The sequence below is a fragment of the Micromonospora sp. HB375 genome (genome assembly GCF_017872985.1).
In the GTDB taxonomy this organism is placed as follows: Bacteria; Actinomycetota; Actinomycetes; order Mycobacteriales; family Micromonosporaceae; genus Micromonospora; species Micromonospora chalcea.
Genome location: NZ_JAGGJO010000001.1, coordinates 1,525,782 through 1,551,317, shown reverse-complemented (window position 1 = coordinate 1,551,317; position 25,536 = coordinate 1,525,782). Strand labels below are relative to the sequence as shown.

Below are 25,536 nucleotides of genomic sequence, written 5' to 3'. Positions count from 1 at the left end.
CCGCGGTCGGGCGCGGCGGCGCGCGGCCGTCGCGCGGGCGGGCGCTGCGGGTCGCGCGGGCGGGCGCTGCGGGTCGCGCGGGCGGGCGCTGCGGGTCGCGCGGGCGGGCGCTGCGGGTCGCGCGGGCGGGCGCTGTTAAGAAGGGGCCCTTCCTCTACCGGAGGCGTTAATAAGGGGCCCTTCCTTACAAGCGGCGGGGGCCGGTGTCGGGGCGCGCGACCTCCGCGCCGGTGCGCACGGTGGCGTGCAGCACCGAGATGCCGTCCGGCCTGGCCAGCACCGGATTCAGCGTGAGCGACCGCACCCGGGGCTGCTCGTCGGCGAGCCGCCCGACCCGCACCAGCAGGTCGACCAGCGCCGCCCGGTCCACCGGCGCGGCGCCCCGGTGCCCGCGCAGCAGCGGCGCGGCCCGGGGCTCGTCGACCAGTTCGGCGGCGTCCCGGTCGGTCAGCGGCACCGCCCGCCAGGCCCGGTCGCCGAGCAGCTCGGTCGCCACGCCGCCGAGCCCGAACCCGACCACCGGCCCGAACGCCGGATCCTCCACCAGCTCCACCACGCACGCCACGCCGGGCGCGACCATCGGCTGGACCAGCACCTCCGCGCCGAACACCGGGGCCATCTCGGCGTACGCGCGGCGCAGCGCGGCGGCGTCGGCCAGGTCGAGGCGTACCGCGCCGAGGTCGAGGCGGTGCCGCAGCCCGGGGGCGGCGGCCTTGAGCGCCACCGGCCAGCCGAGCCGCTCGGCGGCGGCCAGCGCCTCCTCCGTCGTGGTCGCCGGGACCGACTCCACCACGTCGATGCCGTACGCGCGCAGCAACGCCGCCGCGTCGGCCCCGTCGGGCCGCAGCGCGGCGTGCCCGGCCGTCCGGTCCACGTCAGCCAGTTCCGGCAGCACGCCGGCGGGCCGGCGCAGCCAGTCCGCGTACGCGGTGACCCGGCCCAGCGCGCGTACCGCCTCCTCGACGCTCGGGTACGCCGGCACCCCGGCCGGCACCAGCCCGGCGAGGAACGTCGCCACCACCGGCTTGCCGGTGACCCGCGCGTCGGGCAGCGCCGAGGCGAAGTCGGCCACCGGGTCGGCGAGCTGCCCCGGCAGCGGCGGCGCGAACACCGCCACCACGGCGTCGACCCGCTCGTCGGCGACCGCGTCACCGAGCGCGGCGGCGTACGCGGCGGCCCCGGCGCTCGGCCCGACGTCCCGCGGGTACCCGTCGGCGACCGTCAGTCCCTGAGCGGCGCAGGCGGTGGCGGCCAGCCCGGTCAGCGCCGACGAGTTGCCCACCACGGCGACCCGCCGCCCGGCGGGCAGCGGCTGGTGGGCCAGCAGCACACCCACGTCGAGCAGCTCGGACACGGTGTCCACCCGGATCACCCCGGACTGGGCGAACAGCGCGCTCACCGCCGCCGCGTCCAGCGCGGGCGCCTCCCCCACGCCCGGCGGCCGGGCCAGCGAGGCGAGCGCCACCACAGGCTTGCTACGGCCGATGCGCCGGGCCAGCCGGGCGAACTTGCGCGGGTTGCCGAACGTCTCCAGGTAGAGCGTGATGACGTCGGTGGCCGGGTCGTCCTGCCAGTACTGCAGCAGGTCGTTGCCGGACACGTCGGCCCGGTTGCCGGCCGACACGAAGCTGGACAGGCCGAGCCCGCGCCGGGACGCCTCGGCCAGCAGCGCCACCCCGAACGCGCCGGACTGGCTGAACACGCCGACCCGGCCCGCCGCGGGCAGCACCGGGGCGAGCGTGGCGTTGAGGCGTACCGCCGGGTCGGTGTTGGCGACGCCGAGGCAGTTCGGGCCGACCACCCGCATGCCGGCCAGGTGCGCGGCGCGGACCAGCGCGCGCTGCGCCGCCGCACCGGCCGGGCCGGACTCGGCGAACCCGGCCGAGATCACCACCAGGCCGTGCGCACCGGCGCGTGCGGCGTCGTGCACCACGTCGGTCACCGCGTCCGGCGGCACCGCCACCACGGCGAGGTCGACGTCCTGGCCGGCGTCGGCCGCCGACGGGTACGCGGGCAGCCCCGCCACTGTCGCCGCGCTCGGGTGCACCGGCACGATCGCGCCGGTGAACCCGCCGTCGCGCAGGTGCCCGAGCAGCGCCGCGCCGACGCCCTGGCCGGTGGTGCTGGCGCCGTAGACGGCGATGCCGCGCGGCGCGAGCAGCCGGGCGATCGAGCGGGCCTCGGTACGGTGCTCCCGGCCGCGCTGCACCTCGAGCGTCGCCTCGGTCGGCGCGATCGGGAAGGTCAGGTGCACCACGCCGTCGGCGTACTGGCGCTGGACCTGGTAGCCGAAGTCGGCGAAGACCCGCAGCATCGCCCCGTTGGCCGGGAGCACCTCGGCGACGAAGTGCACGATGCCGTTGCGTCCGGCCGCGTCGGCCAGGTGCTCCAGCAGCACCGAGCCGATGCCCCGGCCCTGGTAGGCGTCCTCGACCACGAACGCCACCTCGGCCTCCGGCGAGGCGGGGCCGAGGCGCTCGTACCGGCCGACGGCGACGATCCGCTCGCCGGCCAGCACCACGAACGCCTCCCGGTCGCGGTGGTCGACGTTGACGAAGCGCTTCAGGTCGCGTTCCGGGATACGCGGGTACGGCGAGAAGTAGCGCAGGTAGCGGGTGCGCTCGGAGAAGCGGCCGTGCATCGCCACGATCTCGGGCGCGTCCTCGGGACGGATCTGTCGCAGCTGGACGGCCGTACCGTCGCTGAGCAGCACGTCCACCGGTTGTTCGACGGTGGTCACCGGTCGGTCCTCCCTGCCGCCGGCTCAGTCGCGCGGGTCGTGCGGGTCGAGCCCGAGCAGCGGGAAGACGGCCTTGCGGGTGGCCGCGACGGCCCGGTCCACCGCGTTCGGCTCGCCGCTGGGCTGCCACGGCAGGTACGACGGGTCGACGTCGTCGGTCATCCGCAGCGGCACCTCGTGCCCGGGTCGCCGCCGCGCGGCCAGGTCCCGCCAACCCGGCGGGGTCAGCGTGGCCGGGTCGACCGGCTCGCCGGTCGCGATCGCGAGCAGGTGCGTCCAGGCCCTCGGCACCACCTCGACCAGCGCGTACCCGCCGCCGCCCGTGGCGATCCAGCGGCCGTCGCACAGCTCGTCGGCGAGCGCGCGCAGCGAGCGGTAGGTGGCCCGCTGCCCGTCCACCGACAGGTGCAGGTCGGCCAGCGGGTCCTTGCGGTGCCCGTCGGCGCCGCACTGGGTGACGAGCACCTGCGGCCGGTACGCGCGCAGCACCGACGGCACGACCGCGTGGAACGCGCGCTGCCAGCCGGCGTCGCCGACCCCGGGCGGCAGCGGCACGTTGACGGCGGTGCCCTCCGCGCCCGGCCCGCCGGTCTCGTCCGGGAACCCGGTGCCGGGGAACAGCGCGAGCGGCGTCTCGTGCAGGCTGATGGTGAGCACCCGCGGATCGCGGTAGAAGATCTCCTGCACGCCGTCGCCGTGGTGCACGTCCACGTCCACGTACGCGATCCGCTGCGCACCGAGGTCGAGCAGGCGGGCGATGGCCACGGCCGGGTCGTTGTAGACGCAGAAGCCGGCGGCGCGGGCGGGCATGGCGTGGTGCAGCCCGCCGGCCACGTTCACGGCGCGGCGGGCGTCGCCGCGCCAGACCGCCTCGGCGGCGGCCACTGTGGCGCCGGCGATCAGCGCGCTCGCCTCGTGCATGCCGTCGAAGACCGGATTGTCCGAGGTGCCCAGGCCGAACCCGGCGAACAGCGGGTCGCGCGGCGCGGCCCGGACCGCGTCCAGATAGGCCGGATCGTGGACGCGGGTGAGCAGCGCGTCGTCGGCCGGCTCGGGCTTGACCAGCCGCACGCCGGGCCGGTCCAGCACGCCCAGCTCGCGGGCGAGCGCCATGGTCAGCTCGACCCGGACCGGGTCCAGCGGATGGTCGCCCATGTCGTAGGTGAGGAGAGCCTCGTCCCACACCACCACCGTGTCGTCGGCCATGCGGCCATCGTCGCACGTGGGGCCGGGTGCGCCCACCTGACGTACGCTCACCGGCCGGACGTGCCACCGGTGGCGACCGGACGGTCCGGGTCGGCCACCCACTCGCTCCACGAGCCGACGTACAGCGCGGCGTCCGGACGGCCGGCCAGGTGCAACGCGAGCACGGCCTGCGCGGCGGTCACCCCGGAGCCGCAGTACGCGCCGACCGGCGCGCCCGCGTCCACCCCGGCGGCGGCGAACCGCTCCCGCAGCGCGTCCGCGTCCGGGAACCGGCCCTGCGTGACGTACTCCGGGGCGGGCAGGTTGACCGCGCCCGGCACGTGCCCGGCGACCGGGTCGACCGGCTCGTGTTCGCCCCGGTAGCGCGGCGCGGCCCGTACGTCGAGCAGCACCCCGGGCTCGGCGGCGGCGAGCCGGGCGGCCCGCGCGGCGTCCAGCACCGGCAGCGCGCCCGGCGCCACCGTCACGTCGCCCGGCGCCGGGGCGGGTACGCCGGTGTCGACCGGCAGGCCGGCGGCCGTCCAGGCCGGGTAGCCGCCGTGCAGCACGCGCACCTGCCGGTGGCCCGCCCAGCGCAGCGTCCACCAGGCCCGGGCGGCGGACATCCCGTCGCCGCCGTCGTACACGACAACGGGGTGACCGGCGCGGACGCCCGCCGCCCGCAGCGCGGCCTGCAACGCCGCCGGGTCCGGCAGCGGGTGCCGGCCGGCGGCGCCGGGCCGCCCGCACAGCTCGGTGTCCAGGTCGACGAAGACCGCGCCGGGCAGGTGGCCGGCAGCGTAGTCCGCGCGGCCGGGCGGCCCGGTGAGCCGCCAGCGGACGTCGAGCAGGGTCGGCGGGTCGGCATGATCGAGTTCGGCGGCGAGCCGGTCGGGCTCGACCAGCAGGTCTGCGGTGGCGGACATGCGGTCCAGTCAACACCATCCGGGCCGCCACCTCCGGCTTCGCCTGCCGTCGATGGTCGGTGGTAACGGGTACCATCGGTGCCCGGGAGGCCGCTGACGTGAAGCACGACCTTGTTGACACGACCGAGATGTACCTGCGCACCATCCTCGAACTCGAGGAGGAGGGTGTGCCGCCGCTGCGTGCCCGCATCGCCGAGCGGCTCAAGCAGAGCGGCCCGACCGTCAGCCAGACCGTCGCGCGGATGGAGCGGGACGGCCTGCTCACGGTCGAGGGCGACCGGCACCTGAGCCTCACCCCGGCGGGTCGCAACACCGCCGTGTCGGTGATGCGCAAGCACCGGCTGGCCGAGCTGCTGCTGGTGAACGTGATCGGGATGCCCTACGAGGAGGCCCACGAAGAGGCCTGCCGGTGGGAGCACGTGATGAGCGACGCGGTGGAGAAGCGGGTCTTCGACCTGCTCAACCGCCCCACCCGCTCGCCGTACGGCAACCCGATCCCGGGCCTGGAGGAGCTGGGCGACCCGGGCCAGCCGCCGGTCGAGGCCGGCGAGAGCGAGCGCAACCTGGCCTTCCCGGGCCTGTCCGGCCAGGTCGTGGTGCGCCGTATCTGCGAGAGTGTGCAGACCGACTCGGACGTGCTCCGGCAGTTGCACGCAGCCGGTGTCGACCCGGGCGCGACGGTGACCGTGGCGCAGGAACGCGACGGCGTCTCCATCGACCGCTCCGGCGACCGGGTCCGCCTGCCCCGCGAGGTGGCGTCCCGGGTGTTCGTCGCGGCCCGCTGACCCGGGTCAGAGCTGGCGGGTGTCGATCACCTTGGCCAGCGTGACCAGCTTGCCGGCCGTCTTGTCCGCCTCCGCCTTCGCGGTGCCGGTGGGAGCGGTCCAGCGTAGGGTGGCGAGCCGGCCCTCGGTGGCCAGCCAGCCGACCTCGGCGACCGGGCCCGCCTTCGCGGTCTTGGGCAGCGTGCGCCGGTAGCCGGCCTTACCCAGCTTGGTGATCTTCGTGGCGCCGCTGGGCTGCACGTCGAGGGTGAACGTGGCCGCGTCGATCGACGTCTCGGTGACCGACAGCGTCAGCTCCGGCAGCACCGCCCCGGCCGCGCGCACCACGCAGGTGTGCGTGTCGCCCCGCTCGGTGGCGGCGGCCACGTCGAACTCGCCACCGGTGTGCTCGGCGATCACCGCGAAGTCGAGCAGCCGGCAGGCGCCGCCCGAGGAGGCGGCCGCGACCGCGACCGGTGGGCGCGGTTCCGTCGGCACGTCGACCGTCGGGGCTTCCTCGGCGCAGCCGGCGGCGAGCAGGACGGCCGGCAAGGCCAGCCAGATTCGGGCACGCACGGGAGACCTCCGCGGTCGGCGGCGGGTCCGACCCGCCGGAGTTCCGTCGGACACCGTACGGCGTGCCCGCGCGGGGACGGAAGCCCCTAATCGGTTACGTACGGACAGTGCCGACATCCTCGCCCGCAGCACGTCCCTCGCCGGGCCAGGAAGCCCGCGCTGAGCACGAACAGTCCGGTCTCCGGGTCCAGGTAGCCGGCCTCCCCGGCGGCCAGGGCGGCGGCGTGCACGGCCAGGATCCGGTCCCGCCCCGGGTGATCCGGCGACAGCCGCGACGGGTGCGGTTCGGTAAGCGGCCGGTCCGCCAGCTCGTCACGCACCGCTGAAGTGTAAGGAAGGGCCCCTGCTTAACGTTTTTTGCATAGGAGGGGCCCCCTTTTAACATCCCCCACGGATGATCCGCTCGGCCAGCAGGAACGCCTGGGACTGCCGCTCCGTGGCGACCGGCGCGCGGACCAGCGTCGCCGAGACCGTGAACCCGGCCGTCGCGAGTTGCGCGGCCAGTCGTTCCGGCGGCAGCCAGTGCACGTCGTACGCGACGTCGTGGCCGTACGCCCGCTCCAGCCGTACGCACCGGTCACCGGCCTTGACCGCGAGGAGCAGGTGACCGCCCGGGGCGAGCGCCCGGTGGAAACCGGCGAACACCCCGGGCAGCAGCTCCGGTGGCATGTGGATGATCGAGTACCAGGAGACCAGCCCGGCCAGCGAGGCGTCGGGCACGGTCAGCTCGGTCAGCGAGCCCACCTCGAAACGCAGCTCCGGGTACGCGCGGCGGGCCACCGCCACCATGCCGGGCGACAGGTCGACGCCGCCGATGTCCAGGCCGAGCCGGTGCAGGTGGGCGGTGACGCGACCGGTGCCGCAGCCCACTTCCAGCACCGGCCAGCCCGGCCCGACCGTCTCGGCGTACGCGGCCAGCAGCGCCCGATCCAGCGGCGGCTCCACCACATCGGGCAGCAGCCGCGCGTAGTCCTCGGCGACGGCGTCGTAGGCGGCACGCGTCTCGACCAGCCAGGCAGGTTCGGTCACGCCCGCCGACCCTAGTTCAACGCCCGCCCGCGCCCCGCCCGCCCGCGCCCCGCCCGCCCGCCCGCCTTCGTTGACCATGAAGTTAGCGGCCACCGCATCGGCGTGTCGCGCCGTCAACTTCATGATCGACGAGGACGGCGGGCCGGGCGGGGGTGGGCGGTCAGCGGAACCAGGTGAGGGACTGGCCGTGGCCTGTCGTCCAGGCCACGGGACGGCCGTCGAGGGCCAGGACGTTGTGGAAGCCGTCGGTGGGCGGCTCCGGCAGGTCGGCGTGGGGCAGAACCGACGGGTCCTCGTTGGCTATCCAGTGGCCGGGCAGGGTCCGGACCAGCGCGGTGAACGCGTCCCGCCGTGGCTGCGGCACCTGGTAGAGCACCGAACTGTGGAACACCACGAGCGTCGCCCCGGGCGGGGCCTGCGCCGCCAGCGCGGGCAGGTCGTCGACCAGGTCCCCGCGTACCAGCAGTGGCGGATCGGCCGCCGCGACCGCCGCCGCGGCGCGCAGCCGGTCCCGGCGGCGCCGGTGCTCCGGCCAGATCAGCGCCTCCAGCCAGGCCACGTCGGCCGGGTCGGTGACGTCGAGCGGGTTCAGGTCCAGCCCGGCCCGCCACACCACCTCCGGACGCCGCTCCGGCGGCTCGGCGCCGGTCAGGTCACAGTCGAGCACCGGCTCGCCCTCGCCGAGCCGGTGCTCGCCGTAGCGGTAGGCGTACCGGTCCGGGTAGAGGCACAGCCCGGCGGAGGCGCCGACCTCCAGCAACGCCAGCGGCTGCGGCAACGCGGCGAGCACCGGCAGCAGAGCCGCGCAGCGTCCCGCCTCGTTCGTCTGCGTCGCCCGCACCCGCATCTGCGCCGCCACGTCCGGCCAGTGCCCCATCACGTACGCGCGGAACGCCGCCGGGTCGTCCACCGGCCCGCCGCGCAGCCGCACCACCCCGAACAGCAGGTTCGGCTGACGCTTGGCCGGCGGCAGCGTGTCGAGCAGGGCGAGCAGCTCCGGGTCACCGGCGACCACCCGCGACAACCGCTCGTACGCCGGGGACACGCCGCGCGTCTCACGCTCGGCGAAGACCCGATAGATGTCTGTCGTGCTCATCCCCCGAGCATTCCAGCTCGCGTACGCGATGGGCTGTGACCGCCGGCACCGCCCGCCGCGTGCGCGGCGAAACTCGCTGTCGATTTGTCGAGGAACGCTGATAGACAGCCCGGGTGCACACGAATCTCACCTTTGCCGATCACCTGCGGCTGATCGACGACCGGTCGACTGCTTTCCGCGCCGCGGTCGCTGCGGCGCCCAGCCTCGACACGCCGGTGCCGAGCTGTCCGGAGTGGACGCTGTTCGATCTCGTACAGCACCTGGGCATGGGCCGCCGCAGGTCGGCCGCCATCGTCGCCGCAGGGCCGGCCGACGGTCCCCCGGACAAGTCCGTGTGGGACGACGGCACGGGTGCGCCTCGGGAACGCGAGGCTCTCCTGGCCTGGTGGACCGAGTCCGTCGAGCGGCTGACGAGCGTGCTGCGCGAGGCCGGCCCGGACCGCCGGTGCTGGACGTGGTGGGGTGATTCGCAGTCACCGGAAACCTCCGGTGCATGGGCTCGGCGCCAGGTCGCCGAGATCGCTGTGCACACCCACGACGCTCAGCTCGCCGTGGGGACCCCGGAGCCGCTGCCGGACGAGGTCGCCCTCGACGCTTTCGACGACTGCCAGTTCACGCTCTGCTCGACGGATGTCGCCTGGCCGCACGAACCCGCCGTCGTCGAATACCACGCCACCGAGGGCCGCTCGTGGCGCCTTCGCCTGTCCGGCGACGGCGCACAGGCCAGCCGGCTCGGCGAGCCGGCCGCCGGTGAGGACCCGGACCGGGACACGGCCTTCGTCTCCGCCCGGGGCACGGCCAGTGACCTGGTCCTGTTCTTCTACGGCCGCATCACGCCGGATTCCCCGAAGCTGGAGCTGGACGGCGACCGCCGCATCTTCGACCAGCTCATTGCCTGGGACCCGTCCGTCTGACGATCGACGACACCTCGTACCTGCCGCAGCGACCGCCCGACCCCTGGAGGATCGGGCGGTCGCTGTCGCAACAGATGCGACTCAGCTCGATGTCAGCTGCAGCCGCTGGTGGAGCCGCAGCCCTCGCAGACGTAGCAGCTACCGGCGGGCCGCATCTTCGTGCCGCAGGTGAAGCAGAGCGGCGCGTCGGCGGCCTTGCCGATCACGGCCTCCAGCAGCTCCGTGCTGGAACCCACCACCGGAGCGGGCTTGACCGCGGCGACGTCGGCCATCTCCTGCGCCGGCTGCGCGACCGGGCCGGTCTTCGGCTCCGGCGCCTCGACCGGGGCGGAGGCGGCCATCGCGGTGAGGTCCGCACCGCTCGCCTCCGCCTCCGCCTCGGCCGCGAGCTGGGCGGCCCGCTCCTTGGCGGTGAAGATGCCCAGCTCGGCGCGGCGGTCGTACGGCAGGAAGTCCAGCGCCAGGCGACGGAAGATGTAGTCCATCACCGAGGCGGCCATCCGCACGTCCGGGTCGTCGGTCATGCCGGCCGGCTCGAAGCGCATGTTGGTGAACTTGCTGACGTACGTCTCCAGCGGGACGCCGTACTGGAGACCGATGGAGATGGCCACCGAGAAGGCGTCCATCACGCCGGCCAGGGTCGAGCCCTGCTTCGACATCTTGAGGAAGACCTCGCCGAGACCGTCGTCCGGGTACGACGAGGCGGTGAGGTAGCCCTCCGCGCCGCCGACCGAGAAGGAGATGGTCTCCGACGGGCGCTTCTTCGGCAGCCGCTTGCGCACCGGGCGGTACTCGACGACCTTCTCCACGACCTTCTCCGGCTCGGCGGCCGGGGCCTGGGTCTCGACGGTGCTCTTGTTCTTCTTCGCCGCCGACAGCGGCTGGCCGACCTTGCAGTTGTCCCGGTAGATCGCCAGCGCCTTGAGGCCGAGCTTCCAGCCCTCGAAGTAGATCTTCTCGACGTCCTCGACGGTGGCCTGCTCCGGCATGTTCACCGTCTTGGAGATGGCGCCGGAGATGAACGGCTGGACGGCCGCCATCATCCGCACGTGGCCCATCGGCGCGATCGAGCGCTCACCCATGGCGCAGTCGAAGACCGGGTAGTGCTCCGGCTTGAGGCCCGGGGCGTCCACCACGTGGCCGTGGTCGGCGATGTGCTCGACGATCGCCTCGACCTGCTCCTCGGGGTAGCCGAGGCTGCGCAGGGCGCGCGGCACGGTCTGGTTGACGATCTGCATCGAGCCGCCACCGACCAGCTTCTTGAACTTCACCAACGCCAGGTCCGGCTCGACGCCGGTGGTGTCGCAGTCCATCATCAGGCCGATGGTGCCGGTCGGGGCGAGCACGCTGGCCTGCGAGTTGCGCCAGCCGTGCTTGTCACCGAGCTTGTTGCCCAGCGTCCACTGCTTGGTCGCCTCGCGCTGCACGGCGGTGGCCACGGTGCCGGTCGGCTTGATCGCGTCGTTGGCGGCGGCGTGCTTGCGCATGACCCGCTTGTGCGGCTCGGCGTTGCGGGCGTAGCCGTCGTACGGGCCGACGATGCCGGCCAGCTCGGCGGACCGGCGGTAGGCGGTGCCGGTCATCAGCGAGGTGATCGCGGCGGACACCTCCCGGCCCTGCTCCGAGTCGTACGGCAGGCCGGAGGCCATCAGCAGCGCGCCCAGGTTGGCGTACCCGATGCCGAGCTGCCGGTAGGCGCGGGTGGTCTCACCGATCTTCTCGGTCGGGAAGTCGGCGAAGCAGATCGAGATGTCCATCGCGGTGATGACGAACTCGACCGACTTGACGAACTTCTCCACCTCGAAGCCGCCGTCGGCGCGCAGGAACTTCATCAGGTTCAGCGAGGCCAGGTTGCACGAGGAGTTGTCCAGGTGCAGGTACTCCGAGCACGGGTTCGACGCGGTGATCCGCCCGGTCTCCGGGCAGGTGTGCCAGTCGTTGATGGTGTCGTCGTACTGCAGGCCCGGGTCGGCGCACTCCCACGCGGCCTGGGAGATGGTGCGGAACAGCTTCTTCGCGTCGATCGTCTCGATGGTCTGCCCGTCGAGCCGGCCGCGCAGGTCGAAGCCGCCACCGTTCTCCACGGCGGTCATGAACTCGTCGGAGACGCGGACCGAGTTGTTGGCGTTCTGATACTGCACGCTGACGATGTCGGCGCCGCCCAGGTCCATGTCGAACCCGGCGTCGCGCAGCGCGCGGATCTTGTCCTCCTCGCGCGCCTTGGTCGCCACGAACTCCTCGATGTCCGGGTGGTCGACGTCGAGGATGACCATCTTGGCCGCGCGCCGGGTGGCGCCGCCGGACTTGATGGTGCCGGCGGAGGCGTCCGCGCCGCGCATGAAGCTGACCGGGCCGGAGGCGGTGCCGCCGGAGGAGAGCAGTTCCTTCGAGGAACGGATGCGGGACAGGTTCACCCCGGCGCCAGAGCCGCCCTGGAAGATCCGCCCCTCCTCCTTGTACCAGTCGAGGATGGAGTCCATCGAGTCGTCGACCGACAGGATGAAGCAGGCGCTGACCTGCTGCGGCGACGGCGTGCCGACGTTGAACCACACCGGCGAGTTGAAGCTGAACACCTGGTGCAGCAGCATCCAGGTCAGCTCGTGCGCGAACACCTCGGCGTCGGCCGGGGTGGCGAAGTAGCCGTACTCCTCACCGGCGGTGCGGTAGGTGTCGACCACCCGGTCGATCAGCTGCCGCAGCGACCACTCCCGCTCCGGGGTCCCCACCGCGCCCCGGAAGTACTTGGTGGTCACGATGTTCGCCGCGTTCACCGACCAGGACTCGGGGAACTCCACCCCGCGCTGCTCGAAGTTGATCGAGCCGTCCCGCCAGTTCGTCATGACGACGTCGCGGCGCTCCCAGGTGACCTCGTCGTAGGGATGCACCCCCTCGGTCGTCCAGACGCGCTCGATCTTCAGCCCCGCCCCGGCCTTGTTCCGTGACCTGCTGGTCGTCACGCCCTCGCCCCCCTCGTCGGCACGGTCACCCACCGCGCCTCGTGTACCTGTCAGAAACCCGAAAATGTCAGCTGATCGCGCCGGCGGCGTCCGCCGCACCGGCACCGGCGCCCTCCCGGGCGCGCGCGGCGGCCCGCAGCGTCTCGATCTCCCGCTCGAAGTCGGCGAGCGAGTCGAAGGACCGGTAGACGCTGGCGAACCGCATGTAGGCCACCTCGTCGAGGTCGCGCAACGGGCCGAGGATGGCCAGGCCCACCTCGTGGCTGGGGATCTCGGCCGCCCCCTTGGCCCGTACGGTCTCCTCGACCTTCTGTGCCAGCAGCGCGATCGAGTCGTCGTCGACCGGCCGCCCCTGGCACGCCTTGCGCACCCCGCCGATGATCTTCGTACGGCTGAACGGCTCGGTCACCCCGCTGCGCTTGACCACCGCGAGCACCGCCTCCTCGACGGTGGTGAACCGTTTGCCGCACTCCGGGCAGGACCGCCGCCGCCGGATGAGCTGGCCGTCGTCGGCCTCCCGCGAGTCGACCACCCGGGAGTCGGCGTGCCGGCAGTACGGACAGCGCATGGGCCCGACCTCCTCCGTCGATCGCGGGCACACCTACCGACTCCCGGGCACACGTCGGCACGGCGGAGTCATCGTCCGATGACCGTCGCCGGATGCGCGGTGCGGGAGTGCGTTCGGTAGTTGAACCCAACCTGTGGGCGACTTACGCCCGTGTGACTACTACATCTAGGGGTCGACCGTATGCCGAACCCCAAGCGAGGTCAAGTTGGCGGGCGTGTCCGGCGCGTCATCAGAATCACGGTCGGCGCGACCCCGCCGAGGAGCCCAACGGACGGCCTCCCGCGCTGGACACGGCCCGCCGCAATGGAACATCTGTACGAGCGGCGTACTCTTCTATCAGAACAACAGTTCGGAAATCCAGGAATTCGGCACGACACGCCGACAGCAGGTCGTACAGATGTTTGAAAATGACCGATCTCACCTATACGGTCAGACCACACGCACCACGAGCCGACGAGGCACCCCAGCGCCGACCAGGGAGGGACGGACGTGACCGAGGACCGGGCCAGCCGGCAGAAGAACCCGCAGCCGAACGACGGGGCGGGTCCTCCGGCGACCCGCCGCCCCCGCGCCGCCCGCAGCCGCACCGCCCCGGCGGCGGTACGCCCGGTCACGCCGGTGGTGAGCAGTTTCCCCGACCCGACGAGCGTCGACCTGACCGCCCGGCAGCGGCGGATCCTGGAGTTCATCCGCACCTGGGTCGAGCGGCACGGCTACCCGCCGAGCGTGCGCGAGATCGGTGAGGCGGTCGGCCTGGTCTCCCCGTCCAGCGTCGCCTACCAGCTCAAGGAGCTGGAGAAGAAGGGCTTCCTGCGCCGCGACCCGAACCGGCCACGCGCCGTCGACGTCCGGGCCCCGGGCGAGGCCGACGACGAGGCCGCCCGCGCGCAGCGCCCCACCCCGGCGTACGTGCCGATGCTGGGCCGCATCGCCGCCGGTGGGCCGATCCTGGCCGAGCAGGCGGTGGAGGACATCTTCCCCCTCCCCCGCGAGCTGGTCGGCGAGGGCGAGGTCTTCATGCTCCAGGTCAAGGGCGACTCGATGCTCGACGCGGCGATCTGCGACGGCGACTGGGTGGTCGTCCGGCAGCAGCCCAACGCCGAGGTCGGCGACATCGTCGCCGCGATGCTCGACGGCGAGGCGACGGTCAAGACCTACCGGCGGCGGGACGGGCACGTCTGGCTGATGCCGCAGAACCCGGCCTTCGACCCGATCCCCGGCGACGACGCCACCATCATGGGTCGCGTGGTGGCGGTGCTGCGCCGCATCTGACCCCACAGCAGCGGAAAGGGGGTGACCGTCGCGGTCACCCCCTTTTCCATGTCGTCTCAGTAGCGGTCGCCCCGGTACTCCCGGCCACCACCGGACACCGGGCCGTACTGACCCCGATCGTCGTAGCCGTCGTCGCGGCGCGCGCCACGCGGGTCCTGGCCGCGACGCGGCGGCTCGGCCCGGCCGCCGCCTCCGCGCGGCCCGCCACCGGGCTGCCCGCGGTAACCGGGCCCGCCCGGGCCGCCGCCGTAGCCGCCACCCTGACCGCCACGACCTGAACCGCCCTGGCCGCCGCCGCCCTGGCCACCGCCGTAGACACCGCCACCGCGACCTCCGCCGCCGGCCGGGGCGCCACCGCCGTACACCCCACCACCCTGCGGACGGGTGCCGCCCGGGGGACGGCCACCGCCCTGGCCACGGCCGCCCTCCTGAGGGCCGCCGCCGTACACGCCGCCACCCGGCCGGCCACCGCCGTAGACACCGCCAGAGGGCGGACGGTCGCCGTTCGCCGCGCCACCGTAGACGCCGCCCTGGCCCCCGCCGTAGACCCCGCCGCGTGGGGCGTCAGGCCGTTCCGCCGACGGGAACCCGCCGTTCACCGGGAACTCGCCGCTGCGCTCCGGCTCCTCGGCCCGCGGCGCGGGCTTGCGCCGCGACCGCAGGATCCCGAAGACGCCCGCGCCGACCAGGAGCGCGCCGATCACCCCGACCGCCGCGATCAGGTACGTGATCTCGTCGAGTGAGAGCCCTTCGAGCCAGGACTTCTCGGCGGCCGCCTTCGTCTCGGCCTTGCCGCCGTTCGGGAGCGCCTCCGCGCCACTGGTGGACGGCGTGTAGCTGAGAATGTCGATCGGATCCGAGTCGTCCAGCGTCCCGCCGTCGGAGACGGTGACGAACAACTTGCCGTCGGGCGTGTACGAGATCGCCTCGCCGAACGGGTCGGCCAGCGGGGTGATCCGGGGCTTACCTGTGGTCAGCGCCTTGACGATGTCGCCGCCGGACACGTCGAACTCGAACGCGTCGGCGTACGTGCGCAGCACGACCTTGCTGCCGTCGGGTGAACGGGCCGCGCCGGTCACCAGCGCTCGCCCGGGCGACCCGAGCTTGTTCTCGGTGTCGGTCTTCGGCAGCGTGACCTCGCCGACCTTCTTCATCGGGATCGGCTCGGGGTCGCCGGCGGTCTTCAGCTTCACCGTCGGCGTGAAGATCTCCGACTTGCCGGACAGGTCCTTGGTGATCACCAGCGGCATGTTGTCGTCGCCGACGAGCAGGGCCTCCGCGTCGTGCGGCTCCTTGCCCGGGTAGCTGAGCCGGTGCAGCACGGGCTGCTTCGCGCCGCTGAGCGGCATCGTCCAGACCGCGACCCGCTCCCGGCGGGTCTTCTTCTCCACGTTGTCGCCGGTGTCGGCGATCCAGAGGGTCTTGCGGTCCGGGCCGAGCGCCAGGTCCTCCGTGTCGAAGGGCCCGTCACCGGAGTACCGGACCTCCTTCTCGACCTTGCACTTGGCGTCCAGGTAGAAGACCCGCTTGCGGCTGGGGTCGTCCGTGCCGTCGTTGATCACGACGTACCCGCTGCTGGTGGCGATCAGGCCGGACAGCTCGCGGAGGCGGTTGTCCTCGACCGTGCACTTCTTCTTGGGAGCCGCGGCCAGCACGGGGGCCGCGGCGGGAGCCGCCGGGGCCGGCCCGGCCGGCGCCACGACCGCGCCGACCAGGCCGAGCGCGAGCGTGACCGAGGAGACAACGTGCCGCATGACGCTCAGTGTCGCACGACGCGGGTTTCCGGCGGGTGACGCCGGACGGCTCACCGTCCGGCGCCCACCCGCTCGTCGCTGGTCAGCCGATCCCCCGCCCGGTAGGGCGCGAGCTCGGCGGCGAGCCCCTGGCCCACCCGTACGTGCAGCAGCGTGCCTTCGGGCAGGTGAGCGGTGCTGAGCACCTCACCCTGCCGGTGCGCCCGGGCGACCAGGTCACCCCGGTCGTACGGGAGCACGACGCGCACCTCGACGGCCGGCCGGGGCAGCCGGCGCTCGACCGCCTCGCGCAGCTCGTCGATCCCGCGGCCACTGTGCGCGGAGACGAACACGGCGTCCGGCCACAGCCGCTTGAGCCGCAGCATCGTCTCCTCGTCGGTGGCGTCGGTCTTGTTCACCACCAGGAGCTCCGGCAGCCGGTCGGCGCCCACCTCGGCGAGCACCTCGCGTACCGCCCGGACCTGCTCCTCCGGGTCCGGGTGGGTGCCGTCGACCACGTGCACGACCAGGTCCGCGTCGGCGACCTCCTCCAGCGTCGAGCGGAACGCCTCGACGATCTGGTGCGGCAGGTGCCGGACGAAGCCGACCGTGTCGGACAGCGTGTAGAGCCGCCCGTCGGACGTGGTGGCGCGGCGGGTGGTCGGGTCCAGCGTGGCGAACAGCGCGTTCTCCACCAGCACGCCCGCCCCGGTGAGGCGGTTGAGCAGGCTGGACTTGCCGGCGTTGGTGTAGCCGGCGATGGCCACCGCCGGCACCGCGTTACGGGTGCGTCGGGAGCGCTTGGTCTGGCGTACCGTCGCCATGCTCTTGATCTCGCGGCGCAGCCGCGCGATGCGGTGGCGGATACGCCGACGGTCGGTCTCCAGCTTGGTCTCACCGGGACCGCGCAGGCCCACGCCGCCGCCGGCGCCACCGCCGCGACCGCTACCGCCGGTCTGCCGGGACAGCGTCTCGCCCCAACCGCGCAGGCGCGGCAGCAGGTATTCGAGCTGGGCCAGCTCGACCTGCGCCTTGCCCTCCTTGCTCTTGGCGTGCTGGGCGAAGATGTCGAGGATCAGGGCGGTCCGGTCGACCACCTTGACCTTGGTGCGCTGCTCCAGGTTGCGCAGCTGCGACGGCGACAGCTCACCGTCGCAGATGATGGTGTCGGCGCCGGTGGACAGCACCACCGCGCCCAGGTCGTCGACCTTGCCGCGACCGATGTACGTGGCCGGGTCGGGCCGGTGCCGGCGCTGGATCAGCCCTTCGAGCACCTGCGAGCCGGCCGTCTCGGCCAGCGCCGCCAGTTCGGTGAGGCTGTTGTCGGCGTCGGTCTGGGTGCCCTCGGTCCAGACGCCGACCAGGACGACCCGCTCCAGCCGCAGCTGGCGGTATTCGACCTCGGTGATATCTGTGAGTTCGGTGGAGAGGCCGGGGACCCGCCGCAGCGCCTGCCGCTCCGACAGCTCGTACTCGCCCGTGGTGGCCTCGAGCTCGTCGTCGGTGTAGGGATGGAAGGTCTCCTGCTCGCGCAAACTGCGTCTCCTGTCCGTTATGTGCATCGCCGAGAATTTTCGGCGCGTGACAGCAATCCTGACATGTGACAACGCCCGGCGCACCTGCCTTATGCCCGTGACGCTACTGACCGGTAGCGGGGGCGGATGCCGGGCGACCTGCGCGGGCGAGTAGAAATGCCAGTCGAGCCGCTCAGCGCCGACGGAGGAGTTTCTCGTGGCCAACACACGACTGCCGAGTGCCGGATTCTCCATCACCATCCGGATCGCGGTACCCGCCGACGCCTCCTCCATCGGCCGGCTCACCACCGCCGCCGGCGAGGCCGGGGCCATCGTCACCGCGCTGGACGTGGTCGACTCCGACCCCGCGCACGTGATCGTCGACCTCACCTGCGACACCGCCGACGCCGGGCACGCCGACCAGGTCGTCGACGCGCTCACCGCGCTCGACGGGGTGGACGTCCGCAAGGTCTCCGACCGCACGTTCCTGCTGCACCTCGGCGGCAAGATCGAGGTGACCCCGAAGGTCGCGCTGCGTACCCGCGACGAGCTGTCCCGCGCGTACACCCCGGGTGTGGCCCGGGTCTGCATGGCCATCGCGGAGAACCCGGCCGACGCGCGCCGGCTCACCATCAAGCGCAACACCGTCGCCGTGGTCAGCGACGGCACCGCCGTGCTCGGCCTGGGCAACCTCGGCCCGGCCGCCTCGCTGCCGGTGATGGAGGGCAAGGCCGCCCTGTTCAAGCGCTTCGGCGGGGTGGACGCCTGGCCGGTGGTGCTGGACACCCAGGACACCGACGAGATCGTGGCGATCGTCAAGGCGATCGCGCCCGCGTACGGCGGGATCAACCTGGAGGACATCGCCGCGCCACGCTGCTTCGAGATCGAGGCCCGGCTGCGCGAGGCGCTGGACATCCCGGTCTTCCACGACGACCAGCACGGCACCGCGATCTGCGTGCTGGCCGCGCTGACGAACGCGCTGCGCGTCGTGGGCAAGCAGCTCGCGGACGTCCGGGTCGTGGTCTCCGGCGCCGGCGCGGCCGGCACCGCGATCATGAAGCTGCTGCTGCGCCAGGGCGTGGGCGACATCATCGCGTACGACCGCCAGGGCGCCCTGCACCGCGGCCTGCCGGACCTCAACCCGGCCTGGCAGTGGCTGGCCGAGAACACCAACAAGGAGAACTACTCCGGCGACCTGGCCGGTGCGGTACGCGGCGCGGACGTGTTCATCGGCGTGAGCGCGCCGAACCTGCTCACCGGCGACGACATCGCCCAGATGGCGAAGGACTCGATCGTCTTCGCGCTGGCGAACCCCGACCCGGAGGTGGACCCGCGCGAGGCGCGCAAGTACGCCGCAGTAGTCGCCACCGGCCGCTCCGACCAGCCCAACCAGATCAACAACGTGCTCGCCTTCCCCGGCGTGTTCCGCGGCATGCTCGACGCGCACGCCGAGGAGTTCACCGAGGAGATGGCGCTCGCCGCCGCCCGGGCCATCGCGGACGTGGTCGGCGAAGACAAGATCAACCCAACGGTGATCGTGCCGAGCGTCTTCGACTCCCGGGTCGCCCCGGCGGTGGCCGCCGCGGTGCGGGCCGCCGCCCAGAACCCGGCCGCCACGCCGGCGCCGGCGGCCGACCCGGGCCCGGCCGACCTGCCCGAGATCGCCGCCAACGCCAGCGCCACCCCCTGACGCGCTCCTCCCGCTCGCGGCGCCCTCTCGCAGGGCAGCGCCTCCTCGCGGGGCACGCCCCTGCCGGGTCGGAGACACGAGCGCGCGTGTTCCGGGCACGCGCACGGCTTCTGGGTGCACGTGCCGATTCGGGCACACCAGCAGCTTCCGGGACAGGGGCATGGCTTCCACCGCACGCGAGTGCCCGGCTCAGACGCTCTTCTCAGCACACGCGCGCACTTCTTCGGCTACGCACGCCACCCGCGCCCGAGTGGACGCGCGTCGCCCGACGCGCGTCCACGCGAGATCTTGGAAGGAAATGGCAGCCAGAGGGGTCCCAATCTTCCAAGATCCACAACAGCGCCCCGCCCCGGGGGGAAAAGCCGGACAAATGACCCTCACCCCGGCTTGATCGACTCCACTTCCCCGAAGTGGCGGCATCATCGCCCTTGATCAACACCAGTTCCCCGAGGTGGTGCCATCAGAGGCTCCGCGACACCACCACTTCGGCGAGCTGGTGTTGATCATGCCGGGCGGCAGCGCGCCAGGGCGGGATGGTACGGACGGCCAAGGCCCCGCGTGCCAGGGCCGCGAACACCCCAAGTTGACCAAGGAGTTCGTGTCACTGGGACGCCGGAAATCCCCCGCAAACTCCTTGATCAACCGCGAAGGGGGGGCGCCGCAGACGGAGAGGGCGCGGTCAGGGGGTCAGGGCGGACGGGGTCAGGGTGCCGGTGGCCACCAGGACCGCCGGGCCCGACAGCCAGCAGGAGTCGGGTGTCACGGTGACCGTGAGGCGTCCACCGGGTACGTCCACCGCCACCGTGCCGGTGTCGAGGCCGGCGTCGCGCAACGCCACCGCGCCGACCGCGCACGCGCCGGTGCCGCAGGACAGTGTCTCGGCCGAGCCGCGCTCGTAGACCCGCATCAGCACGTGCGCGTCGGCGCCGGTCACCGGCTCGCCGGGCGTGGTGAACTCCACGTTCACCCCGGCCGGGAAGGTCCCGGCGTCCACCTCGGGCGCGCGGGTCAGGTCGAGGCCGGTCAGCTCCAGCGCGGCGGGCAGCGCGCACACCAGGTGCGGGTTGCCGACGTCCACCGCGGCACCGGGCAGCGTCAGCCCGCCGAGCGTGGCGGTCGCCGTGTCGTACAGCCGGGGGCGGCGCATCTCGACCGCCACGTCCGCGCCCTCGACCCGGGCCCGCACCAGACCGGCGCGGGTGGCGATGGGCAGCGTCCCGCCCGACGAGGACGAGGACGACGAGGACGACGAGGACGAGGCGGCGGCCAGCGAACGGTCCAGCAGGTAGCGGACGAACACGCGGGCCCCGTTGCCGCACATCTCGGCGAACGAGCCGTCGGAGTTCCAGTAGTCCATGAACCACTCGGCCTCACCGGCGAGCGCGACGCCCTCGGGGTGCTTGGCGGCGCGTACGACGCGCAGCACGCCATCGCCGCCGAGGCCGCGCCGCCTGTCGCAGAGCGCGGCCACCAGGCCGGGTGTCAGGTCGAGGGTGCCGTCCGGGTCGGGCAGGATGACGAAGTCGTTGCCGGTGCCGTGACCCTTTGTGAACTCCACGCCCCCATCATGGCCGATGCTCGGCGACCACCCGCAGGGCAGTGTCGAGAAACGTGGGCGACGCCGAGTCCAGCCAGTGCACGCGCGGGTCGCGCCGGAACCAGGAGCGCTGCCGGCGGACGAACCGGCGGGTCGCGCGGACGGTCTCCTCGTGCGCTTCGGCCTCGGTCAGCTCCCCGGCCAGGAACCGCAGCACCTGCTGGTAGCCGAGCGCCCGGCTGGCCGTACGCCCCTCGGGCAGCCCTTCGCCGACCAGCGCCCGCACCTCGTCGACCAGGCCGTCGGCCCACATCCGGTCCACCCGCAGCGCGATCCGCTCGTCCAGCGACGCGGTGTCCAGGTCGACGCCGAGCTGCACCGACGGGTAGTACGGCGTGGGCGACGGCAGCGACGCGGTGAACGGCGCGCCGGTCAGCTCGATCACCTCCAGCGCCCGCACGATCCGCCGTCCGTTCGTGGGCAGGATGCTCGCCGCCGCCCCCGGGTCCGCCTCGGCCAGCCGCGCGTGCAGCGGCAGCGGGCCGACAGCGGCCAGCTCCGCCTCCAGCCGCTGCCGCAGCGCCGGGTCGGTGCCGGGGAACTCGAACTGTTCGAGCACCGCCCGCACGTACAGCCCGGAGCCGCCGACCAGCAGCGGCACCCGCCCCCGGGCCAGGATGTCGTCGACGGCAGCGCGGGCCAGCGCCTGGTACTCCGCGACGCTCGCCGGCTCGGTCACCGGCCAGATGTCCAGCAGGTGATGCGGCACACCCTCGCGTTCGGCCGGCGTCAGCTTCGCGGTGCCGATGTCCATGCCCCGGTAGAGCTGCATCGAGTCGGCGTTGACCACCTCGCCGCCGAGCGCGTGCGCCAGCGCGATGCTCAGCGCCGACTTCCCGGCCGCGGTCGGCCCGACCACCGCCACGACGGTCATGCCCGCTCCCAGTTCGCCACGAAGTAGGCCACGCCGTAGGGCGCGTCCTGGTAGCTGACGTCACCACGCCAGTCGCCGCCCGCCGCCCGGGCCGCTCCGGCCAGCACCTGCCACGGCGCGCGCCCGGCAACCCGCAGCTGCGCCGACAGCACCGGGTCCAGGTCGCGCAGCGCCGCCGTGTCCGCGTCGGCCAGGGCAACCGCAACCCCTTCGTCGTACGCCTCGGCGCGCGGATCGTCGTACCCCGGCGCCTTGACGCCGCGGCAGGCGGACCCGTCACCGAGCACGAGCAGCGCGACCCGCGGATCGTCGTCGGCGATCAGGCTCGCGCCGAACGCCGCGCACTGCGCCGGTGTGGCGTCGTGGGCCACCGACCGGGCCAGGCGGGGCAGCTCGGTGCCGGAACGGTTGAGCAGCCAGGCGCCGACGGTCAGGCTCAGCGGCAGGCGCTCCGCGCCGGAGCAGGAGATCTTCCACAGCCGCACCGGCCGGTCCAGCCCGAAGCCGCGCAGGGAACCCCAGTCGGCGGCGTTGAACCGGACGGTCTCCGGCCCTGCTCCGACGAGCAGGACCGCCTCGGGCCCGGCGGCGAGCAGCCGTGCGACAGCGGCGTCGGCGGCGGCGCGCAGGTCGTCCAGCTCGGGCGCGGCGGCGCCGGCCAGCTCGGGCACGATAAGCGGCGGATGGGGGCAGACTGCGGCGGCGACCAGTGGCACGCCCCCAAACCTATCGGGATCCGCCGGTGCGTCCCCGCGCCGATCCGGTCATCGAGGGCGTACGACACCGTATGGTCACGGTCGACGGCAGGCGCTCGACACGGACCGGGTCGGACCTGTGACAATGCCGGGAGAAAGTTTGCTGCGCCGTGGCGGCGATTCGAGGGGACTGTCCCCTCGACGCCGGGAGAACGAGGATGGGCACATGAGCGACTGGACTGCCTTCGGACGGGTGGACGAGGACGGCACCGTCTACGTCAAGACGACCGAGGGCGAGCGGGTGGTCGGATCCTGGCAGGCGGGCGCACCGGAGGAAGGGCTCGCCCACTTCGCCCGGCGCTACGCCGATCTGGTGACCGAGGTCGACCTGACCGAGGCCCGGCTCAACTCGGGCGCGGCTGATGCCGGCCACTCCCTGACCACGATCCGGCGGATCCGCGGTTCGCTGGCCGAGGCGCACGTGGTCGGTGACCTCGACGCGCTGGCCGCCCGGCTGGACAAGCTCGCCGTCGTCGCCGAGGAGAAGGCCGGCGAGGCCAAGGCGGCCCGCGAGGCCGCCCGCGGTGAGGCGCTGGCGCGCAAGACCGCCCTGGTCGAGGAGGCCGAGAAGCTGGCGGCCGAGTCGACCGGCTGGAAGACCGCCGGGGACCGGCTCAAGGAGATCCTCGACGAGTGGAAGACCATCCGCGGCGTCGACAAGAAGACCGACGGTGAGCTGTGGAAGCGGTTCGCCGCCGCGCGGGACGGCTTCACCCGCCGCCGGGGCGCCCACTTCGCCTCCCTGGACCAGCAGCGCAAGCAGGCGCAGACGGTCAAGGAGGAGCTGGTCGCCGAGGCGGAGAAGCTCAAGGACTCCACCGACTGGGGCGTCACCGCCGGGCAGCTCAAGGACCTGATGGCCCAGTGGAAGGCCGCGCCGCGCGCCGCCAAGGAGGCCGAGCAGAAGCTCTGGGAACGGTTCCGGGCCGCGCAGGACGAGTTCTTCAGCCGGCGCAGCGAGGTCTTCTCGGCACGCGACAACGAGCAGCGCGCCAACCTGGAGCGCAAGCAGGCGCTGCTGGCCGAGGCCGAGGCGCTCGACGTCGACGCCGACCCGAAGGGCGCCCAGGCGAAGCTGCGGGAGATCCAGGCGCAGTGGCACGAGGCCGGTCGCGTGCCCCGCGAGGCCGCGTCCGGGCTGGAGCGCCGGCTGCGGGCCGTGGACGACAAGGTCCGCGAGGTGATGGACTCGGCGTGGCGGCGTACCTCCAAGGAGGACAACCCGCTGCTGGCGCAGATGCGCGCCCAGGTCGCCGAGGCCGAGGACCGGCTGGCCCGGGCCCAGGCCGCCGGTGACGCCCGCCGGATCAAGGAGGCCGAGCAGGCGCTCGCGTCGAAGCGGCAGTTCCTCCAGCTCGCCGAGCAGGCCGGCTGACGCACGCACCCCGGCCGGGCAGGCCGGCGGACAGACACATCGGGTGAGCCCCCGGCCGTTCCGGCCCGGGGGCTCACCTGCGTCCGGGCCGGGTTGACGCATCGAGGCGGGCTGATCAGAATGAGCGGCGGAGCCAGGTTCAGGCACCGGCACGAGGGCACCGACGGCTGATCTCGCCGTCGACGGTCGCCGGTGCGACATCTCGCGGTTGGCCGTCCACACGACACGGCCCGGCGCGCGCTGCGCGCGTACTCGATGACGAGCGGGACGTGCCTCCTGGTCCTGCCGCCCGCGGCGCCTGCGCGGCGCGGGCATCCGAAGTGGAGCTCCCATGCACCGACGCACCGCCCTCGGCGGCGCCCTGACGGCGCTCGCCACCGCTGCGGCCGGCGTTCTCGTCGCCGCCGCCGTCTCCACCACACCGGCCGCCGCGGCGGCCGGTGGCACCGGCACCGGTTACCTGCACACCAGCGGCAACAAGATCGTCGACAGTACCGGCGCGACAGTCCGGCTGACCGGCATCAACTGGTTCGGGATGGAGACCGACAACAAGACGTTCCACGGGCTGTGGTCGAGCAACCCGTGGCGCGGCCAGCTCGACACCATGGCCCGGCTGGGCTACAACACGCTGCGGATTCCGTACTCGAACGACGCGCTCAAGTCCGGCGCGACAGCCACCGGCATCAACGACTTCGTCAACCCGGACCTGATCGGGCTCTCCCCGCTGCAGATCCTCGACAAGGTCATCGACTACGCGGGCAGCAAGGGGATGCGGGTCATCCTGGACCGGCACCGGCCCACGTCGGCCGGGCAGTCGCCGCTCTGGTACACCTCGACCGTCTCCGAGGCGACCTGGATCAACGACTGGAAGATGCTGGCCCAGCGGTACGCCGGCAACACCACAGTGATCGGCGCGGACCTGCACAACGAGCCGCACGCCGAGGGCACCAACCCGGCCGCCACCGGCGCCTGCTGGGGCTGCGGCGACACCGCGCGGGACTGGCGGCTGGCCGCCGAGCGGGCCGGCAACGCGATCCTCGGCGTGCAGCCGAACTGGCTGATCTTCGTGGAGGGCGTGAGCTGCCCGAGCGGCGGCCTGTCGAACGTCTGGGACAACGACCCCAGCAACGACGAGGACTGCGGCTGGTGGGGCGGCAACCTGTCCAAGGCCGGGCAGTTCCCGGTCCGGCTGAACGTGGCCAACCGGCTGGTCTACTCGCCGCACGAGTACGCCACGTCGGTGTACCGGCAGGCCTGGTTCGACGACCCGACGTACCCGGCGAACATGCCGGCCATCTGGGACAAGTACTGGGGTTACCTGTACAAGCAGAACATCGCGCCGATCATGATGGGCGAGTTCGGCACCACGCTGCAGGACCCCAAGGACAAGATCTGGCTGCAGAACCTGATGGCGTACACCGGTACCGGCGTGAACGGCATGTCGTTCACGTACTGGTCGTGGAACCCGAACTCCGGTGACACCGGCGGCATCGCCAACGACGACTGGACCACTATCAACCAGCCGAAGCAGGACATCCTCACGCCGTACCTGATCCCGCCGTCCGGTGGTGGCGGCACCACCAGCCCGTCCCCGACCGGCACGCCGAACACGTCACCGGCGCCGACCACCCCGCCGCCTCCGGTGACCGGTGGCTGCACCGCCACCTACAAGCAGATCAACTCCTGGGCGGGCGGCTTCCAGGGTGAGCTGACGGTCAAGAACACCGGCACCGCCGCGGTGAACCCGTGGTCGGCCACCTGGACCTGGCCGTCCGGGGTGACGCTGGCGAGCGGCTGGAACGCCACTGTCACGCAGTCCGGCACCACTGTGACTGCCGCCGCGCCGGGCTGGGCGTCGTCGCTGGCGGCGGGCGCGTCGGTCACCGTCGGCTTCACCGCCAACGGCACCGCCGCCGCCCCCGCCACGGTCAAGCTCAACGGCACCGCCTGCTGATGCAAGGAAGGGCCCCT

Annotated in this window: 20 protein-coding genes; 6 read left to right on the top strand and 14 right to left on the bottom strand. The window is 73.1% G+C overall.

Going from position 1 to position 25,536, the window contains the following annotated elements; genetic code table 11:
• Positions 1-184: 184 nt before the first annotated feature.
• Genes J3R08_RS07440 through J3R08_RS07430 form a run of 3 tightly spaced genes read right to left on the bottom strand, consistent with a single transcriptional unit; the run spans position 185 to position 4,851 of the window.
• Positions 185-2,740: a bifunctional GNAT family N-acetyltransferase/acetate--CoA ligase family protein gene (locus J3R08_RS07440; protein WP_209960471.1), complete on the bottom strand. Its 2,556-nt coding sequence runs from the start codon at positions 2,738-2,740 to the stop codon at positions 185-187.
• 24 nt (positions 2,741-2,764) lie between these two features.
• The gene (locus J3R08_RS07435; RefSeq protein ID WP_166455470.1) at positions 2,765-3,946 is read right to left on the bottom strand and encodes an acetoin utilization protein AcuC; all 1,182 of its coding nucleotides are present in this window, start codon (positions 3,944-3,946) and stop codon (positions 2,765-2,767) included.
• 47 nt (positions 3,947-3,993) lie between these two features.
• Positions 3,994-4,851 (bottom strand): sulfurtransferase, encoded by an 858-nt coding sequence (locus J3R08_RS07430; protein ID WP_069089358.1) that lies wholly within the window; start codon positions 4,849-4,851, stop codon positions 3,994-3,996.
• 98 nt (positions 4,852-4,949) lie between these two features.
• Here J3R08_RS07430 and J3R08_RS07425 point away from each other — a divergent pair, with 98 nt between their 5' ends.
• Positions 4,950-5,636: a metal-dependent transcriptional regulator gene (locus J3R08_RS07425; protein ID WP_082931031.1), complete on the top strand. Its 687-nt coding sequence runs from the start codon at positions 4,950-4,952 to the stop codon at positions 5,634-5,636.
• Positions 5,637-5,642: 6 nt separating this feature from the next.
• Here J3R08_RS07425 and J3R08_RS07420 read toward each other — a convergent pair whose 3' ends face one another.
• The 4 genes from J3R08_RS07420 to J3R08_RS07405 form a co-directional block, all read right to left on the bottom strand.
• A complete protein-coding gene (locus J3R08_RS07420; protein WP_209960469.1) occupies positions 5,643-6,191 on the bottom strand; it encodes a hypothetical protein in 549 nt (182 codons plus the stop codon).
• Between the two features lie 86 nt (positions 6,192-6,277).
• The gene (locus J3R08_RS07415; protein ID WP_069089357.1) at positions 6,278-6,511 is read right to left on the bottom strand and encodes a DUF5522 domain-containing protein; all 234 of its coding nucleotides are present in this window, start codon (positions 6,509-6,511) and stop codon (positions 6,278-6,280) included.
• A gap of 58 nt (positions 6,512-6,569) precedes the next feature.
• A complete protein-coding gene (locus J3R08_RS07410) occupies positions 6,570-7,220 on the bottom strand; it encodes a class I SAM-dependent methyltransferase (protein WP_209960467.1) in 651 nt (216 codons plus the stop codon).
• A 160-nt stretch (positions 7,221-7,380) separates the two neighbouring features.
• Complete coding sequence (locus tag J3R08_RS07405) at positions 7,381-8,316, bottom strand: DUF2332 domain-containing protein (protein ID WP_209960465.1); 936 nt, start codon at positions 8,314-8,316, stop codon at positions 7,381-7,383.
• Between the two features lie 113 nt (positions 8,317-8,429).
• Between J3R08_RS07405 and J3R08_RS07400 the strand changes: the two genes are divergently transcribed.
• A complete protein-coding gene (locus tag J3R08_RS07400) occupies positions 8,430-9,230 on the top strand; it encodes a maleylpyruvate isomerase N-terminal domain-containing protein (protein WP_209960462.1) in 801 nt (266 codons plus the stop codon).
• 92 nt (positions 9,231-9,322) lie between these two features.
• Here J3R08_RS07400 and J3R08_RS07395 read toward each other — a convergent pair whose 3' ends face one another.
• Together J3R08_RS07395 and nrdR are read right to left on the bottom strand one after the other, a co-directional pair.
• Complete coding sequence (locus tag J3R08_RS07395; RefSeq protein ID WP_187693256.1) at positions 9,323-12,220, bottom strand: vitamin B12-dependent ribonucleotide reductase; 2,898 nt, start codon at positions 12,218-12,220, stop codon at positions 9,323-9,325.
• 34 nt (positions 12,221-12,254) lie between these two features.
• A complete protein-coding gene (gene nrdR / locus J3R08_RS07390; RefSeq protein WP_013284751.1) occupies positions 12,255-12,755 on the bottom strand; it encodes a transcriptional regulator NrdR in 501 nt (166 codons plus the stop codon).
• Between the two features lie 489 nt (positions 12,756-13,244).
• On the opposite strand from nrdR, the gene lexA reads away from it, so the two are divergent.
• Positions 13,245-14,027, top strand: a complete 783-nt coding sequence (gene lexA, locus J3R08_RS07385; RefSeq protein WP_043325711.1) for a transcriptional repressor LexA — start codon at positions 13,245-13,247, stop codon at positions 14,025-14,027.
• A gap of 56 nt (positions 14,028-14,083) precedes the next feature.
• Here the strand turns inward: lexA and J3R08_RS07380 are convergent, their stop codons facing one another.
• A complete protein-coding gene (locus tag J3R08_RS07380) occupies positions 14,084-15,781 on the bottom strand; it encodes a hypothetical protein (protein ID WP_209960460.1) in 1,698 nt (565 codons plus the stop codon).
• A gap of 50 nt (positions 15,782-15,831) precedes the next feature.
• Entirely contained in the window at positions 15,832-17,322 is a 1,491-nt protein-coding gene (gene hflX, locus J3R08_RS07375) for a GTPase HflX (protein ID WP_231915529.1), read from the bottom strand.
• Positions 17,323-17,491: 169 nt separating this feature from the next.
• Between hflX and J3R08_RS07370 the strand changes: the two genes are divergently transcribed.
• Positions 17,492-18,964 carry an NAD-dependent malic enzyme gene (locus J3R08_RS07370; RefSeq protein WP_064447117.1) on the top strand — a complete coding sequence of 491 codons (1,473 nt, stop codon included), beginning with the start codon at positions 17,492-17,494 and terminating at the stop codon, positions 18,962-18,964.
• Between the two features lie 679 nt (positions 18,965-19,643).
• Here J3R08_RS07370 and dapF read toward each other — a convergent pair.
• The 3 genes from dapF to J3R08_RS07355 are packed head-to-tail and all read right to left on the bottom strand — an operon-like array spanning position 19,644 to position 22,151.
• On the bottom strand, positions 19,644-20,522 hold the full coding sequence (gene dapF, locus J3R08_RS07365) for a diaminopimelate epimerase (RefSeq protein ID WP_209960458.1): 879 nt from the start codon (positions 20,520-20,522) through the stop codon (positions 19,644-19,646).
• Between the two features lie 7 nt (positions 20,523-20,529).
• Positions 20,530-21,435, bottom strand: coding sequence for a tRNA (adenosine(37)-N6)-dimethylallyltransferase MiaA (miaA, locus tag J3R08_RS07360; RefSeq protein ID WP_209960457.1), 906 nt, complete (start codon positions 21,433-21,435; stop codon positions 20,530-20,532).
• Complete coding sequence (locus J3R08_RS07355) at positions 21,432-22,151, bottom strand: hypothetical protein (protein WP_209960455.1); 720 nt, start codon at positions 22,149-22,151, stop codon at positions 21,432-21,434. Before J3R08_RS07355 ends, miaA begins: the two co-directional genes overlap by 4 nt.
• A 205-nt stretch (positions 22,152-22,356) precedes the next feature.
• On the opposite strand from J3R08_RS07355, the gene J3R08_RS07350 reads away from it, so the two are divergent.
• Positions 22,357-23,565 carry a DUF349 domain-containing protein gene (locus J3R08_RS07350; RefSeq protein ID WP_064447113.1) on the top strand — a complete coding sequence of 403 codons (1,209 nt, stop codon included), beginning with the start codon at positions 22,357-22,359 and terminating at the stop codon, positions 23,563-23,565.
• Positions 23,566-23,896: 331 nt separating this feature from the next.
• Entirely contained in the window at positions 23,897-25,519 is a 1,623-nt protein-coding gene (locus J3R08_RS07345; RefSeq protein WP_209960452.1) for a cellulase family glycosylhydrolase, read from the top strand.
• The last annotated feature ends 17 nt before the right edge of the window (positions 25,520-25,536 follow it).